Consider the following 17,416-nt stretch of genomic DNA (forward strand, 5'->3'; position numbering starts at 1 on the left):
TTTCAAATTTTGGAAAAAAGATTTTAAGTGCCACAAACCCATTATATATTGAAAAAGAAATTCGTTTTAATATAAGAAGTAAGGCTGATACTGCATGAGTAGTGGAAAAGAAGCAGACTGGGTATGATTTGGGAAGGAGACCAAAATAAATTGTTCTATTTTTAGCCTAAATATAAGTTTTTAGAGTATAATTTGCTTATTTTGGTATCTCACGGCAAAACATAAATGGCAGGACCTAAAAAACACCTATTTGCTGATACGGTAAAAAAGTTATTTGAAGAGCAAGCTAGTAAATATCCTACGGCATTAGCCCTCAGAGATAGTAATACTGAATATAGCTATTTGGAACTCAATGAAAAAGCAAATCAAGTAGCGCACTACCTAAAAGGCGAATCAGTAGAAAAAGGAGATTTTGTAGCGCTCTTACTAGAGCCTGGGTCTGAATTTATTCTTTTCATAATAGCGATTATAAAACTGGATGCTGTTTATATCCCCATTGATACACATGCACCTAAATCCCGTTTAAAAGATATATTACAAGATGCTAATCCAAGCCTACTTATTACAAACGAATCGTTTGAACGTCAACTAGCCGGGATTGAAACTCAAATACTTCTTCCTAGGGTAATTTTTCAAGAATCAAAAACTTTTCAAAAAAATAATTTAAATTCCGATATCTCTACCATGGATCCAGTAAATATGATTTATACATCTGGTTCCACGGGTCGCCCTAAAGGGGTTATTATCCCTCATCAAGCAGTAATTAATATTGCTTTTACTGAAAACACCATACAAATTGGGCCAGGCGAGAAAATGGCCCAGTTTAGTAGCGTGGCATTTGATGGAAGCACTTATGAAATATGGACCTCTCTTTTAAATGGCGCTACTTTATGCATTATTCCTAGTGATGCCAAGTTTAATCACACCAAATTTAGAAAAATATTATTAGAATTTGAAATAGCTTATTTATTTTTACCCACGAGCTATCTACACCAGCTAATAATATCAGCGCCTCATACGCTAGACACAATACACACTATTTTATTTGGCGGGGAACAAATCAGTGTTGATCTGATTACTAAGTTTATTCATTATCGAAAAACTCTAAAACGCGACATAACCCTTATAAATGGTTATGGGCCTACTGAAACCACTTGTTATGTTATTAGACAGGTAATTGATACGCGGCATAGTTATGACAACTTATACTTGGAAAGTATTGGTCGTCCAGTAGCCAACACCAAGGCTTATATTCTAGATGAAGAATTAAACGAAGTACCCGAAGGGGAGCTTTACATTAGCGGCGCTAATCTAGCACTTGGATACCATAATTGCGATCTTCAAAATAATGAAAAGTTCATTTTAAATCCTTTCTCTAATATCCCCTCTCATACAAAACTTTATAAAACAGGGGACAAAGTAACATTACTATCTTCAGGTGACTTGCTATACCTAGGTAGGTACGATGATCAAGTGAAAATTGGGGGTTTTAGAATACACTTAAATGAGATTGAGTCGGCCCTCATCCAACACCCGCAAATAAGTATGGCCTCAGTAAATGTTGAATTAACAGGCGATCATCATAAAACACTAACCGCCTATCTGATTTTCTCAAAGACCAATACCATAATAAAGGCGGAAGAAATTCGGGATTTTATTAAACAAATTCTTCCTGTTTATATGCTTCCTGCAAAATACGTTAAAGTAGAAAAATTTCCATTAACTCTCATTGGTAAAGTAGATAAATCTAAACTTGAAAAGATACCCCACATTGACCTCTCGATTCATATTGACTCCTCTTCTGAGAGCACTATTGAAGAAAAAATTAAAGAAGTTTGGAAGCGTTTATTAAACCGAACTGTAATCGATACCAATAAAAACTTATTTGAATTAGGAGCAAATTCACTTCTTATAGCAGAAGCCTGTACCCGCATTAATAATGAAATAGAATCTGAAATACATATTGGCGATATTCTTGCTCATCCAACCATTCACAAATTAAGTCGTTACATTGAAGGCGATGCTGTATTCGTCACTCCTAAACAAAGACGTAAAGAATATAATACAGATATCGCCATAGTAGGTATGGCTTGCCGTTTTCCTGGAACCCATAGTGTGGAGGAATATTGGGAGAATTTATGTGAAGGAAGGGAATCTCTAACTCGATTCAGTCAAGATGTATTACAGGATGAAAACTCTAATTACGTACCGGTAAAAGGTATTCTGTCCGACATAGAATATTTTGATGCCCATTTTTTTGGATTTAATCCAATGGAGGCAAGCCTTGCTGATCCTCAACAAAGACTACTATTAGAGTGCTCTTGGCACGCATTAGAACATGCAAATATCGCACCCAGTAAAGTCTCGGATAAAACCATTAGTGTATTTGCTGGTATCAGCGATAGTTCGTATTTGCAAGAAAACATCTTAAAAAATAAATTAGTTAGTTCAGAAACCGATGTGTTGCATCAACGTATTTCCACCAGTACCAGTATGTTGAGTACGCAAATTTCCTATCGATTAAATCTTCGTGGTCGAAGTGTTAACGTAAATACCGCATGCTCCACAGGATTAATAGCCGTTGACCATGCATGCCAAGACTTAATTCATGGATATAGTGATGTGGCTTTAGCGGGCGCTGCTTCCATTGTCGTTCCGCAACACAAGGGCTATTTATATCAAGCAGGAAGTATTGTTTCACCCGATGGACATTGTAAGCCTTTTTCAGATAGTGCGAATGGAACAGTATTTTCAAATGGGGTGGGCGTTGTTGTTTTAAAACGACTAAAAGACGCGATTGAAGATAGGGATACTATTTACGCCGTCATTAAAGGGCGGGGCATAAATAATGATGGCGGGGAAAAACTAGGCTTTACAGCACCTAGTACCAGTGGTCAAATTAATTGTATACGTAGTGCCTTAGAGGAGGCTCAAATAAATGCGGAAGAAATTGGGTATCTTGAAGCGCATGGAACGGCCACCGCTTTAGGTGATATTGTAGAAATTGACGCATTAAAAACCGCCTATAAAGAGCACACCATTAAAACCCAATATTGTGCACTTGGCTCTGTAAAAGCCAATATAGGGCATACAGATGTGGTGGCAGGGATAGCAGGCTTAATTAAAACAGCGCTATGCCTATATCATAAACAGATACCCCCCTTGCTGCATTTTAAAAAAGCAAATCCCGATTTAGCTTTGGAAGACAGTCCCTTTTTTGTTAATAAAACTCTTTCTAATTGGAACAATGGTATAAAAAAACGCTATGCCGGTATTAGTTCTTTTGGCGTTGGAGGCACAAATGCCCATATGATACTAAGTGAATACGATAACCATTTTTCAGAAATTTCACCCGCGAAAGACGAAATACTGATTATCTCCGCTAAAAGTGAACAGGCCTTAAAAGAACATGCCTATAACTTAGCTAATTATTTATCTAAAGCAAAAGGAAGTGCCTCAAATCTTGGAAATATCGCTTATTCTCTGCAAGTAGGACGTGAAGATTTCCCCTGGCGAACTTTTGCAGTAGGCAACAACATCGATAGCTTAATTCGAGGATTCCAACAACGAAAACCGGTTTTTTTTGAAGAAAGCACTCAACACAGCATTGTCTTTATGTTTCCAGGGCAAGGTAGCCAATATTTTAAAATGGCGATGGAATTATATGATGCTATTCCTAGTTTTGCGGCTTATCTAGATAAAGGGTTCTCTATCGCAAAATCTTGTTTAAACCGTGACTTACTAGACATTATATGTGATCCGAGCCAAGAAGAAATTCATTTAACACAATATTCTCAGCCTTCTCTTTTTATTATTGAATATGCCCTCTCTAAATTATTAATTGATTATGGGATTAAACCCAATGCTCTAATAGGACATAGTCTTGGCGAATATGTTGCAGCTTGTCTTGCTGAAGTGTTCACCTTTGAAGAAGGTATCACTTTAATATGCAAACGAGGACTTCTAATGTCTTTGGCGCCTAAAGGGGCAATGCTTGCTATAGAATGTGCTGAAGAAGACGTTATTCATTTTAAAAAAACAATGTCCATAGAATTAGCTTTACATAATGCTCCATCTCATTGTGTAGTATCAGGGGATATTGAATCAATTAAGTCTTTGGAAAAGCATTTAATTGCTTGTAAAAAATCCTACCAAAGATTACAAGTCAGCCATGCTTTTCATAGCCGTTTTATGGAAGAAATAAAAGACTCGTTCCTAGAGCTGCTGTCTAAAATCCCTTTATCAGCTCCTTCAATTCCTATCATTTCCAATGTTACTGGAGATTGGCTGCCTTCTGAAAAAGCAATGGATCCTAACTATTGGTATGCGCATTTGCGCCAAACAGTAAAATTATGCGATGGATTTAAAACCATATTGAAAGATAAGCATCCGATTTTTATTGAAGTCGGATTAGGGCACAGTTTAAGTAATTTTATAAAAAATATAATAACTTTTTATGGTTTTAATAATAAACCATATGTAGGAAATGCATTGCCTAATCGCAATAAAGGCTCCAGTGATTTATATCAATTATTTACCATACTAGGCGCATTATGGGAGCAAGGCCTTCCTATTCAATGGGAAAAAATTCATAACACGCAACCTGCGCGTACACCACTACCCCCCTACCCTTTTCAAAGGCAAAAATATTGGATAGAACCCGATACATTCAAACAAAACGATAATAAGTTATATAAGCAAGCATGGTTTCAAAAACCAAGCTATGAGGACCATTTAAGTTCAGAACTTATTCAAAGTCACAGCTGGATTATTTTTAAAGAACCATCCGATATTAGTACCACTCTTATTGAGGTACTCACACAATATGGTGCACATATTATTATAGTCGAGCTCGGTGATAGTTATGAATCCTTACCTGAGAATCATTATAAAATAAATCCTGAAGAGAAAGACCATTATTTTAAATTGATAGACTCTATTAAAGACAACATAAAAGCACCGTATTTTGTTCATCTATTTTCTTTAACTGCCAATCAGAGCCAATTCCTTGAACCAACGGTGATTAATAACTTTCTTGCTTTAGGCTTTTATAGTCTTTTATATCTGTCGCAAGCATTTCTAGAGGCATTAGGAGACAATTGTCCATTAAAAGGATTAGTTTTAACAAAAGGTACGCAAAGAATAACTGGAATGGAATTAAGCATTCCTGTAAATGCATGTATTCATGGGGCATGCCAAGTAATCAGCAAAGAGTATCCCTCCCTTGAGTTTCGTTCAATCGATTTAGAGATGAGTAAAGCGTCCTCTCCTACCAGTATTTCCTTTTTAGTAAAATACTTAACCGACTCATGGGGTACTTACTATACGGGAATTGCATTAAGAAACAATATCTGCTGGAAATTAACTTATCAACCAATTACGGACAGCTCTGAAAAAAATCCATTTAAGGATGGGGGAGTTTATCTTATTACCGGTGGAATAGGAGATATGGCCCTTTCTCTTTGTGGCACTATTGCAATGCATGCAAAAAATCCAAAATTGATTTTACTTTCAAGATCCCCAGTTATCGAAGAAGAAACTTGGGGAGAAATAATAAAAGAAGCTGAGCATCCGTATTATCAAAAAATTCTTTCTTTGCAGAAATTAAAAAATGCGGGGGCTTTAATTTACTGGCATCAAATTGATATTACGCTTTCTGAAGCCGTGGAATCTATAGTGGAGTATTACAAGCAAAAATTTGGGCTTATAAATGGCTTACTCCACACCGCCGGGACAGCCGGCGGGGGGATTATTCCCTTAAAAACCAAAGCTATGACAGAACAAATCTTCTTACCCAAAATTCATGGTACATACAGTCTCGCAAAAGCTTTTAAAAATCACCAACTGGACTTTGTAGTTTTAATGTCTTCCCTTGTTTCTCTTTTAGGAGAGCCTGGGCAAATAGATTATGCAGCAGCAAACGCAGGATTAAATGCTTTTGCAATCACAGAGCTATTTCAATCAAATAAGGTGATAAGTATTAATTGGAATACTTGGAAAGATTTAGGGATGGCTGTAAAAAATATAAATGCGATAAGCTTCATAAACCGAGGTAACGATATCTCCTCAGCACAAGGTCAAGAGTTATTCTTCAAGATATTAAAAAGTGGTTACTCTCACGTAGTTGTCTCAAATTATGATTTGGAAGAGCACGAACTCGTACTAAAACAGTTTCAAGAAAACAAGTTATCCTCCATTACCAAAACTTCACGCAATTTGTTCTCAGTTACAAATGACTATTCAGCTCCTCAAAATACGGAAGAGAAGCAATTGGCTACAATTTGGCAGAATGTTTTGGGAATAGAGGCCATAGGGATTGATGATGATTTTTTCAGTATGGGCGGACACTCGTTAAATGCATTACAAGCGATCGATAAAACTAACAGACTATTTAAGAGCTCTCTCTCAGTCCAGCAATTATATAAACATCCCACAATTCGCGCATTTAGTCTTCTTCTGAATAAACATAAAACGGAAAGTGTAGATATTATCGTTCCCCTGAAACCCCAAAACTCAAACCCACCCTTCCTTTTTGTTTGTCACCCAGCCAGCGGCATGATTTATTGCTTCAACACGTTGTGTTCTCAACTTTCACACCCTATATCAGTTTTTGGAATGCAAGACCCGAGCATAACAGGCGGTGAATTACTGTTTGATAGTATTCATGAAATGGCAGAAACCTATCTAGCATCTATCAAAAAAATTCAACCGAAAGGCCCTTATTATTTAATGGGGTATTCTTTTGGAGGGAATCTAGTCTATGAAATGGCAAAGTTACTAAGAGATGAAAACGAAAAGATCCAATTATTAGCACTTATTGATAGCTGGTGCATTTTTTCAAAAGACCATAAAGATGAGCTTCGTTTTAAAACATTATTTCAAAAAACTAATCAACACTTTTCAGACCAACTAATTTCGCTTGCCTGGGACAGAATGCAATTATTAATGGACCATGTACCTTCTAGTATGAATCAAGAAATGATCTTGTTTAAAGCCACGGAATTGATGGATGAGTATAAAACTATCGATCATCCAACAAATGGTTGGTCTCGATATAACAAAGGCCTTATTACTTGTCATACAATAAATGCCACTCATGAAACAATCTTAAATGATATAAATAGTTCTTATATTTTAGATATACTTAATAAAAAAGGAGTTTTTGAATCATAGTTAATGGAATATTACAAAAATGATGGATTATGAAAAGTATTGAAGAAGATAAAATTACTACTTTTGGTGAAGCCTACACCTTGTTAGGTATTTCATTGATTGTAATCGATAAGCAGTTGAATATTAAATATATCAATGACTTTTGTAAAAAACTCTTAGGTATTCAGAAATCTAAAGTGATAAATACTTCAATCATCCCTTTCTGGAAAAGCTTAGGCCTGCCTTCGTTAATAAATTCAAATGCAAAATTGATAGGAAAACCTATACGCATAGGTCGTCATTATAAAAAATGGGCCAAGAAAAAAATACTAATAGATAATATACCTCATTATTTTTTAGTGGACGAAGATGTTACTGAGATTGAGGCGATTAAACATGCCGTAAGCAGCGAGTGCGCAAAAGTTACAGGACATCGCTTTAATAATAAATTGTCTACTGTGGAATACATCCATGAAATTTATAATTATCTAACAAACATTATTAATAAAATTCCTTGTTATATCTATTGGAAAAATACGAAGCTTGAATATATTGGTTGCAATCAATTAGCTGCTGATTTTGTTCATTTCGACTCACCGCAAGAGATTATAGGCAAAACTGATCTAGACATCTTTATCGATCGCAAACTTGCAAAAAGCTACCAAAAAGTGGATAAAATAATTCTACGCACAGGAAAGTCAATTTTAAATGAACCGGGTTTACTGGTTAATGAAGATCACAAAACCCTTCATACTTTAGTCAGCAAGGTTCCTATACATGATATAAGGGGAAAAATAATAGGGCTAGTTGGCATCACAGTAGATATAACAGAACTTATGGAGGCAAAGGACTCCGCCGAAGCAGCATCTCGTGCCAAATCTGAATTTATAGCCAACATGAGCCATGATATCCGCACGCCTTTAACAGGCATTATAGGCATGTCACACATTTTAGAAGAAGAAGTACATAATCCTGAAGAAAGACAGCATGCCCATTGGGTGAATGTAAGCGGAGAAAAATTGTTAGGCTTGCTGAATGGTGTTCTAGACATGGTAGCCACCGATTCTGCAAATGAAAATGAATTAAAACATGAGACATTTGATTTATATCAGGTCGTGAAGGACGTATTAGAACTCCAAAGTGCTGCCGTTAAAACTCGCCAATTAGACATTAAGAGCCACATAGAAGAGGCTGTTCCTCGATTTATTATTGGCGATAAAATGAAGCTACATCGGATTTTATTAAACTTAATTGGGAATGCGATTAAATTTACAGAAAAAGGACATGTTGGGATTGATGCGAAAGTGAAATCAATGAAAAACGGCGTAGCACATATTGAATTCTTAGTCTTTGATACTGGTATTGGCATTCCAGAGGAATTTCTAGATAAAGTTTTCGATCGCTTTTTTAAAGTAAGTCCTTCCTATAAAGGGATTTATACGGGAAATGGGATAGGATTACATATTGTCAGAAAGTATATTGAATTATTAAAGGGAACCATAAGCTTAACCAGTAAGGAAGGTGTAGGCACTACCTTTTCAGTGGTTTTGCCAATGGAGATAGATAAACGTCCTCGCTCTGATTTTTTAACAAACACGAGTATCTCTCAGGTTACAGAACAAGTAAGTTTAACATGCAAGGAAGATTCATTACCCCCCTCTTCTAATGTAATTACTGAAAGCGTTAAGCTTGAAATGATTCAAATTTTATTGGTAGAAGATAATTTTATCGCTCTTACAGTGTTAAAAAACATGGTAGAAGGATTGCCGGCGCAAGTTTTTGTAGCGGATGATGCTGAAAAAGCATTTTCATTAGTCCAATCTCAATTATTCGATTTAATAATTACTGATATTGGCTTGCCAGGGAAATCTGGTGATGAATTAGCTAAGGAAATTAGAAGATGGGAAGAAAAAAATAATAAAGAACCCACCCCTATTATAGGTTTGACGGGACATAATGCTCAGGAAATCAGTCAGATTTGTTTGGAGGCAGGAATAAATCAAATTTATTCAAAGCCTATGCAACTCGAAATTTTACAAAATATTATTAAAACCTATGTAAAAACTTCAATCACCTAACCAAGTGGGTCTGAAGTCATAATTAGATTTTTATTGACTTAGATTCTAGACTTAGTAAAAACAACAAGCTACACGAGAATTTTATGAGCAATTCCTCCGCCAATGAAGTTAATCAAAAAGGTGAGCCTTTGGATGAAAATTCCGGGTATCTGAAGGATTTACCGCAAAACGAGGAAAATCTTTTCCAGTTGGATGACTTTAAGTTATTTGATGTCGATGAAGCAATTTCCTTGAATGCTAGCAAAGACAGTTTATATACCGTGTTAAAAATGATGATCGATGAGTCTCTGCTTAACTCTGACGTTGAGAAAATGAAAGCTGCCTATGAAAAAGGTGATTGGGAATCGGTACAAAAATTAGCGCATAAAATTAAAGGAGGAGCTGTATACATTGGCGCCACTAGAATGAAAATGGCTTGTCAATATCTTGAAAGATACTGGAAAGTAGGAAAAAGGACACTACTCGAAAAACTGTATCAACAAACATTGCTTGTAATTGATGAAACACTTAAAGCAATATCTATTTGGTTAACTAAAGAAGCTAGGTAGTCTTTATTCAAAAAAACTTTTTAAGTTTTTGCTAAACAAGCATCATTCTTCGCCAAATCCTGGATTACCATCTTGGTAACCGATGCCACTATATCGTTTCTAATCGGCGCTTTTTTATTTTTATTCGTGTAATAAATTGCAAGTACGATGGGCTGGCAGTGAGGTGGCCATATAACTGCTATATCGTTAGTTGTTCCATAGAGAGAACCGGTTCCTGTTTTATCTCCTACTACCCAATCTTTAGGTACACCTGCCCTTATCTTTTGGTCTCCGGTGGTATTTGCCTTAAGCCACTGGATTAATAAATCTTTTTGATAATTGTTCAAATGATTGCCAATTACCAATCGCTGCACGCTTCTTGCCATGTCTCTCGGGGTAGAACTATCACTGATGTCTTTCCCTCCAGAAAGTGCCTCTTCGGGCCAGTTATGATCTTGACGAAAGGAATCGTTATGTAAAGTTCTGGCGAAACCATTTATTTCATCGAGCCCACCTAGTTGCTTCACCAAAAGATTCATAGCCGTATTGTCACTATAAGAAATAGCCGCAGCACACAGTGCTTGTATACTCATGCCGGCATTTACATTTTTTTCAGTAATGGGAGTCCAATTAGTAAGATCATCTTTTGTATAATGGATTGATTTGGATAAGAGATTTTCGTCATGCATGCTCTTATGTAATACGGCGGCCACTCCTATTACTTTTGATGTACAACCCATAGGGAATCTTTCATCTGCGCGATAGTGAAGGGTCGTATTATTAGCGGTGTTTATTGCAAAAAATCCAATTCTGGCGTTAGTCGAATTCTCTATTTTTTCTATGCTTTTCAACAATTCATCATTATTTGCATAGGTAGTAAAAGTGAAAAGGAGAAGCGAGATTTTTACTAAGATTCTAAGCATTGTATTGCCAATTATTAAATCAAATATTTTACTTTAAATTTGGAGTGGTAGCTATTTTCCATGACAATTTTTATATTTCTTTTCACTGCCACAGGGACAAGGACCATTTCTTGAAATAGGCTGTAGAATTTTCTTTTTTGGTTTGGGATAAGTGCCCCCCACATAAAACCACCTACCCTCTATGCGATGAAATTCGCTCACTTCATGCAGCGTTTGCAATTTATTTGCTGTGGAAAATTGGGCAATAAATTCCACATAGCCCAAGTTAGAATTGATAATTTTTTCCTCTTTCACTTCCAAACCTTGCCAGGTAACTGAGGTAGCCCAAGCTTTTGCTTCCTTTTCATTAAACTCTTTAAGCGGCTTTCCTGTCATTGTTTGTTTAATATATTCGATATTTGCTAAAGCATATGCAGAATAGCGAGAACGCATCAGCGCTGCGGGTGTCTGTGGGAGACTTTTGCCTGTATGATAAGGCTCGCAGCAATTAGCATAGATTTCTAAATTACAAGGACATTTAATCATACTATTTAACATTTTAATTAGGCGGGGTGATAGATAGCTCTTGCCCCGCATTTAAGGGCTGTTTTTGTTGCTCTGTGCAATTATTTATCACTATTTTTGCTTGGGCAGTTCCATTACAAATTATCATTTGTCCGTATTTATTATAAATACTAATCGTAATGGCATGTGGTATTACTTTACTCGGATTTTCATCTGTAACATTAACACGATATCCTTGGGGATTATCCATTTTTTCAAATTTCTCCAGCATACATTTAGCTAAATCTACTCCTACTTTATTTTCATTTTCATAACAAATATTCATGGTATGAATAACGAGATTTAACTTATCCTGCATAGGGGTGGCATATATAAATTGAGTAAGACAAAACATATACGCAAACGTAATTGCTTTCATTACACTTCCTTATAAAATACCCTTAATTTATATAGTTTAGCCATAAAGGATAATCCTTTCCTTTGGGTTTATCGAAAACACATACTCGAGGTTTCGGTACTTTCATGTTCATCGGAAGGAGGTACTATATTATCTCGCATTACAAATTCTTTCAGTCCAGGAACATTTTCTAATAAATAGTCAAATTCCGCAGGTGATAAAGAGTTTTTGTATTCATCATCTTTTAACAAAAAAGGAATTACATGTGGTTGGCTTATCCCCAAACTAATAATCCAATGAGGTAAACAGGTGGGCCTTTTGGTAAGTAATATATTTTTGCAGGTGTCGTCTTGCATGATTGCCAGACTATCGTCTTCGTTCATGGAAATAAAGCTTAACAATTTGGCAAAAAGTTTATCGGACGTACTATTTAAAATCGAATCAAGACGACTACGTACCCTTTGCTCAGAATAAGTCTCCAACCCTATTAGAGCTGGCATTTCGAGAGGAGTTTCGCTCAAATTTTCCAGCATTTTAATTACCACGTCAAAAGGTAAACTCTTACTCATTAACACTCCTTTTTATTCTCTTAATCCTTACTTAAGAATTAATATTTTACAATGTGTATAATAAATATATGTAGCGCGATTTTGGCTTAACTGTTATTTATTGCAACATTAGGATAAATTATGCCCAGCATAGGTCAGTTATACACTGAGTCCAGATTAATTGCAAAAACAATTAATCGCATTATCGTAGAACCTGATTATGTAAGCTTAAGTGATTGGAAAGCGGAAGCTCAGTTATTATCTAGCGCCCAAGGCGCTTGTTTATCCTCAACTACACTGCTGGTCAAGGGCAAACATGTACCTACTTATGGAATTGATGGGCGTTGCTATGGTTTATTATTTAATGCCGCGTTATGCAATATTTATGATGTAAGCGCTACTGATTCTAATTCGAACAGAATATCCAAACTAAAAAAACGAGAAGAGCGGCTAGGGATTGATTTACTTCATGAAAATAGCGAAGGAATAAAAACGTTAGATGAATTAAGCCTTGAAATACAAAGTGGCGCTGATGGACAAATGAATGAAGTCCTCCTGGACGCCTGGAAACCCTCTTGTGTAGGTTTGTTTGTTCGTAAAGTAGAATTAGGGGCACATGCCAGCCCTGCTGCTGTAAAACATTATTATCAATCTTTGCTTGAAATTGCTTTGGTAAAAAAATATTTAATCCAGGCTTTTGCCTTCCCTCCGGACTTTCCGATTTATCAATATGAAGAGAGGACTGGAAAACTTTATACTTTTCCTAAACTGGAAGAATTGAAGGCGTATGCTGCAATAGAAGGTATAAAAGAAGATCGTTTCCCCCGTTTATTTAGTCTATTAGATGAAACCCATTCCTTTGCACCAGTTTTGCCGCCCATAACTGTTCGCGAGTATCTTACCCGGTTTGACAAATTTGATATTTCCCCATTTGCAGACGATATCCTTTCAAACTTAATTACATCATTTGAACCTTGGGATGGTAGCAAACTTACTGAATCCAGTATTCTGGAGCAAGTAGTAGATACTACGACAGGAATCAATGAGGAGATGCTTCTTGAGACTATTGAAAGATGTCAAGTTAACTATCAAGCAAAAGTGTCTGCGGCATTCAAAGCAGCTATAAAAGCAGAGAAAGAAAAAGATGATTCACATGATGAGGCGTCTCCATCTCAAGTCCTATAATTATCATCTGAATTTTCAGCTTATTTCTGTCACTCGTGTCATCTTCTCGAGCTTAAGAACCCAGGTAAGAAAGTCCTACTTTAGACCTTTAATTATTAAAATCATATCATCATCGTTCTCTGGCAGGCCTCTGCCATCTCGGTTACTTGTGGTAAGGTATAAACTACCTTTTTTGGAAAATTTTACTTCCCTTAATCTGCCAAATTGACTATTGAAATACTCTTTTAGTTCTTTAGTTTTTAGATTAAAAGAATACAAAGTTCTGCCTCTCAGCCCACCAAAATAGAGAATATCATTATGAATATCAGCCCCGGAAGGAGCCCAGGTTTCATCTCCACTTTCTAAAAAAGGGCTTTCCATGCCCTCTTTTTTTTCTTTTCCTTTAATAATCGGCCAGCCATAATTTTGCCCAGGCTTAATAAGATTAATTTCATCATGTTTACTGGGTCCATGCTCAGTAGCCCAAAGTTGGTGCTGATTATCCCAGGCTATACCTTGGGGGTTTCTATGGCCATAGGAATAAACAGGAGAGCCTGCAAAAGGATTATCGTTGGGAATACCTCCTTTATCGGTGATTCTTAAAATTTTACCAGCTAAAGAATTCAAGTCCTGTGCTAAATAAGCTTTGTTAGCATCCCCTGTAGTTATATATAAATATCCATCTGGACCAAACCGAAGACGTCCTCCATCATGTATTGAAGCTCCAGGTATACCGTCAATAATAATCTTGGGATTAACGATTTTTAGATTTAATAATTCAAAACGGACTACTTTATTTAAATAATCACCTCTCTTGTTATAGGTATAATAAAGATAAATAAAATGATTTTTTTCAAAATTAGGATGCACTGCCACGCCCAATAGCCCAGCTTCACTAACTGCGCTGACATCGGGTAATGTAGCAATTTTCAGAACTTTATTATTTTCGCTAATATCAATTAACTTAATTTCTCCGGCTCGTTCTGTAAAAATAATTTTATTATCAGGTAAAAAATCGAGCGCCCAGGGAATATCTAGACCTTTGGCAAGAATAGAAATGGGGGAAGAATTAGAGATATCTTTGGCAAATACAGGCAACTGCGCTCTTTTTCCTAAAAATTCATACCACACCAAACCTCCTATTATCAGAAGGCTAAGTAGCAGAATTAAAATTCCTTTTTTTAGTTTATTCATTTCATCATCCGTCCCTTCATGTAAGCGATTATCTTAACCTTGAAACAATCCGTAACTGGAAGAACTTTGTACTGATAATAGTCTATGGTCTTTATAGTTCTCCTTCCCTATTTCTTTTCCTCCAATAACTCGCCCTCTTCCCGAAAAGAAAGCATTATCTTTATCAACATGTTTATGAAGAAGACGCGTGCTAAGTTCTAGCGCTATAGCAAAGTAAAATTCCAGTTTTGTTAATTCAACTTGATATTCACTATCCGTTTTTTTACCCAATAATTTATCCAGCTCTTTAGAAAAGGAATTAATTCGATAGGGCTGCCAGATATAAGCCTCAATACTGATCAAGCTAATGCTTAACACAGACCAGGCAGCGAGAACTAAAGAACTTTGTATTAAAGATATACCGGTAATACATAACAAAAAGAGACCAAATCCACCGATAAATGCTTTCAATCCCTTCTCAGTTATATTTTTTAAACGTGTAGCACGATGCTGTTGAAACAAATAAGCATAGCGGTCTTCTGCGTGAAGAAGCTGGTCGGTACGACTAATCCCCCAGTACTCCAGGCGGTTTCTATGGCCTTGTATATGTAATATTGTGGCATTGTACAAATTTTTTAAGGTGTCGATTTGCTCCCGATAGTACTGCAACCACACATTTGAATCGTGCCGCATCTCAAGCAAACGTTTCATATTATGTTGATATACATTTTGTGCAACTTGACAAACATTGTGTCGATTGCGCATCCAATATATATCCGAAAGATGGTTACTACAATAACCCTTTATATAGGATTCAACGGCGAGTATATTTTGTTTTTTATCTTCACAGAGGAACAATTTATATTATCCATTTAACGGAGCCTGTGGAAAAGGAGGTTTTAAAACTTGCCTTCCTTCTATTCAAGCACCCTATCCAAGACAACGGGAAGTTTGCAAAAATTTTCAAATCGTCAATATATTTAATAGTCTTTACGGCTTGTAATCTTCAGAAGAGCTAAATAGACCAGACCCTGATTCTACTTTTGCAGTTAAAATATTTACTCGTTTTAATAAACGGTGATCATTTAAAGTTTTAATTTCGAGCTCTAGAATTTTATCTTTTATTTTGGAAAAAAGGGCGAGTAACTCTCCTACCACAACCGCATTATTAAAAACACCTACCGCGCAATGATCACCTAAAGGATGATCTTCTAAAACGGTTAATATTTTTTCAATTTCTTCAGGAGACCACGTAGGCCTTTCCACTATTTTATTAACAGCCCGCACCAATCCCGTTACCGAAAAGGAATAACAATTAGAGCTAATAAGATTACAAAACTGATTTTGATTAATAATGCGGTCGGCTTCTTTCAATAATTGCGAAACCTCTACAGGGGTTAGAAATACATTGGTCGGATAACCTTTAAAATTAAAACGTTGCGACAAATAGGATTGTTCATTATCAACTTGAGTGCGAAAAGAAATACCTCGTACCAACCAATTAGATACATCCAAGGGGCTTTGTCTTCCATAAACCGAAAATGTATCACCGCTTCTAAAAGCAAGGGCTGAATGACTAATTGGAAACCTTGGTATAGGCAGGCCTTCTTTAGTTGCGAATAACAATTCTAAAGGACCAGTAAGTTCCGTTAAGGGTCTCATCTTCGCAAAAGGGATTTCAATGGATTTCACACCTCTGGCATACGAGCGCAAACTCTCGGCACTTCCTTGAGTAAAAAAATGAAATAAACGTCCAATCATAAATACATCCAATTTTTCGAGGCTATGATAATGCTTTCAATTACTTATATCCATTTTTTTTCAAGCTGGAAGCTTCTTCAATTAACTGATGCTTCGCTAAAATGGGGTGGAGATCAGACAATAAGAGAACTTTAACGACTTCATTATTGCTAACGCCTCTGCCAAAATTGTCCAAGGCTGCACGTGACAAGCTTTGAGCAATTTTTGCAATAGAATCTTTTTTATCATTCCGCTGAGGCAATTGTGAAAAAGTATGCTCCGACCTTTCATCAATAATTTTTATCATTAAGCCCATAGCATAAATGGACGCAGAGTAACAATTTGAAGAGTATAAAGTGCAGTGCTGGGATGCGCATATTTTATTGTTGGTTTCTGTAATTACTCTTCTTATTTCCCGGCCTGTCATTAATACTTTATCTTTGCTTGCTTGATGATCGCTACCTACTACACGAAGGGCAATAGAAGAGTGGTAAAAAGGTGATTTGCGGGATAGGTCTACAAAACCCTGCTTGCGAGCAAATCCCACTTCAAAAATTTGCTCATCGGTAATTGTATCTAAATCAAAATTGAGCATTCTCTCAGGCTTGACTACTATTTTCGTAGAAGCGTTTGAAAAAAACTCTACTTCAAAATCACTGCCATCAAAAAGTTGATAATGCTTTTCATTATCTAGATAAGTACCTAAACTTTTAAAAAAAAGAGGAGAGCTATTAATCGAACGAGAAATTCCTGCTTTATTCTCCCTCTGTTCATCACGAACATAGCCTGGACTTTGGCGGCCAAATATTAGAATATTTTTCTCATCTGCCTCTATGACACTTCCTTGATCGTCCATACTTTGCGGCCATGATTCAAGCTCCTCCTTGAGGGAAAAAAAATCAGTTAGATCCTGAGAAAGATATAAGCCTCCCGCGCCAACCGATGTTCCGGAAGTAAATTTTCGATTAAATACCCTAAAAGCGCTTTTAAACATACACTACACCTTTTCAACATCATTTGAAGCGCAGTATTTTATCAGGGATATGATCAATTTTACACCGATGTGTCAATTATTTCTTTACTGAGGATAAAAACGAAATAATTTCAGTCACCGGTGCTAAATAGATTGAGCAAAATCCAATAATTTATAACCTTCTCATTTTAAGCGGGCGGCTTTCAACCTTGCTACTATACCAGACGGCTTGAATAA

Annotated in this window: 12 protein-coding genes; 4 read left to right on the forward strand and 8 right to left on the reverse strand. The window is 36.3% G+C overall.

The features are described 5' to 3' along the window. The first annotated feature begins 225 nt into the window (after window positions 1–225). From EL206_RS05220 to EL206_RS05230, 3 genes are all read left to right on the forward strand, one after another. Window positions 226–7,173: a type I polyketide synthase gene (locus tag EL206_RS05220; RefSeq protein ID WP_065310963.1), complete on the forward strand. Its 6,948-nt coding sequence runs from the start codon at window positions 226–228 to the stop codon at window positions 7,171–7,173. Window positions 7,174–7,202: 29 nt separating this feature from the next. Beyond that, window positions 7,203–9,230 carry a PAS domain-containing sensor histidine kinase gene (locus EL206_RS05225; protein WP_058462656.1) on the forward strand — a complete coding sequence of 676 codons (2,028 nt, stop codon included), beginning with the start codon at window positions 7,203–7,205 and terminating at the stop codon, window positions 9,228–9,230. Window positions 9,231–9,313: 83 nt separating this feature from the next. Further along, window positions 9,314–9,778, forward strand: coding sequence for an Hpt domain-containing protein (locus EL206_RS05230; RefSeq protein WP_058462655.1), 465 nt, complete (start codon window positions 9,314–9,316; stop codon window positions 9,776–9,778). 20 nt (window positions 9,779–9,798) lie between these two features. On the opposite strand, the gene bla is transcribed toward EL206_RS05230, so the two are convergent. The 4 genes from bla to EL206_RS05250 all read right to left on the reverse strand — a co-directional run bounded on the left by bla (window position 9,799) and on the right by EL206_RS05250 (window position 12,150). Next, window positions 9,799–10,680 carry a class A beta-lactamase gene (bla, locus tag EL206_RS05235; protein ID WP_058462654.1) on the reverse strand — a complete coding sequence of 294 codons (882 nt, stop codon included), beginning with the start codon at window positions 10,678–10,680 and terminating at the stop codon, window positions 9,799–9,801. A gap of 51 nt (window positions 10,681–10,731) precedes the next feature. Then, window positions 10,732–11,205 (reverse strand): YchJ family protein, encoded by a 474-nt coding sequence (locus tag EL206_RS05240; RefSeq protein WP_058462719.1) that lies wholly within the window; start codon window positions 11,203–11,205, stop codon window positions 10,732–10,734. 13 nt (window positions 11,206–11,218) lie between these two features. Next, window positions 11,219–11,602 carry a hypothetical protein gene (locus EL206_RS05245; RefSeq protein WP_058462653.1) on the reverse strand — a complete coding sequence of 128 codons (384 nt, stop codon included), beginning with the start codon at window positions 11,600–11,602 and terminating at the stop codon, window positions 11,219–11,221. 68 nt (window positions 11,603–11,670) lie between these two features. After that, window positions 11,671–12,150, reverse strand: a complete 480-nt coding sequence (locus EL206_RS05250) for a hypothetical protein (RefSeq protein WP_058462652.1) — start codon at window positions 12,148–12,150, stop codon at window positions 11,671–11,673. Window positions 12,151–12,270: 120 nt separating this feature from the next. On the opposite strand from EL206_RS05250, the gene EL206_RS05255 reads away from it, so the two are divergent. Next, complete coding sequence (locus EL206_RS05255; protein ID WP_058462651.1) at window positions 12,271–13,314, forward strand: hypothetical protein; 1,044 nt, start codon at window positions 12,271–12,273, stop codon at window positions 13,312–13,314. A 75-nt stretch (window positions 13,315–13,389) separates the two neighbouring features. Here the strand turns inward: EL206_RS05255 and EL206_RS05260 are convergent, their stop codons facing one another. From EL206_RS05260 to EL206_RS05275, 4 genes are all read right to left on the reverse strand, one after another. Further along, on the reverse strand, window positions 13,390–14,487 hold the full coding sequence (locus tag EL206_RS05260; RefSeq protein ID WP_058462650.1) for a PQQ-dependent sugar dehydrogenase: 1,098 nt from the start codon (window positions 14,485–14,487) through the stop codon (window positions 13,390–13,392). 33 nt (window positions 14,488–14,520) lie between these two features. Beyond that, window positions 14,521–15,177 carry a hypothetical protein gene (locus EL206_RS05265; RefSeq protein WP_131739773.1) on the reverse strand — a complete coding sequence of 219 codons (657 nt, stop codon included), beginning with the start codon at window positions 15,175–15,177 and terminating at the stop codon, window positions 14,521–14,523. Window positions 15,178–15,456: 279 nt separating this feature from the next. Further along, window positions 15,457–16,227, reverse strand: a complete 771-nt coding sequence (locus EL206_RS05270) for a hypothetical protein (protein WP_058462648.1) — start codon at window positions 16,225–16,227, stop codon at window positions 15,457–15,459. A gap of 40 nt (window positions 16,228–16,267) precedes the next feature. Beyond that, on the reverse strand, window positions 16,268–17,200 hold the full coding sequence (locus tag EL206_RS05275; protein WP_058462647.1) for a hypothetical protein: 933 nt from the start codon (window positions 17,198–17,200) through the stop codon (window positions 16,268–16,270). Window positions 17,201–17,416 lie beyond the last annotated feature (216 nt).

The sequence above is a fragment of the Legionella adelaidensis genome (genome assembly GCF_900637865.1).
Classification (GTDB): domain Bacteria; phylum Pseudomonadota; class Gammaproteobacteria; order Legionellales; family Legionellaceae; genus Legionella_A; species Legionella_A adelaidensis.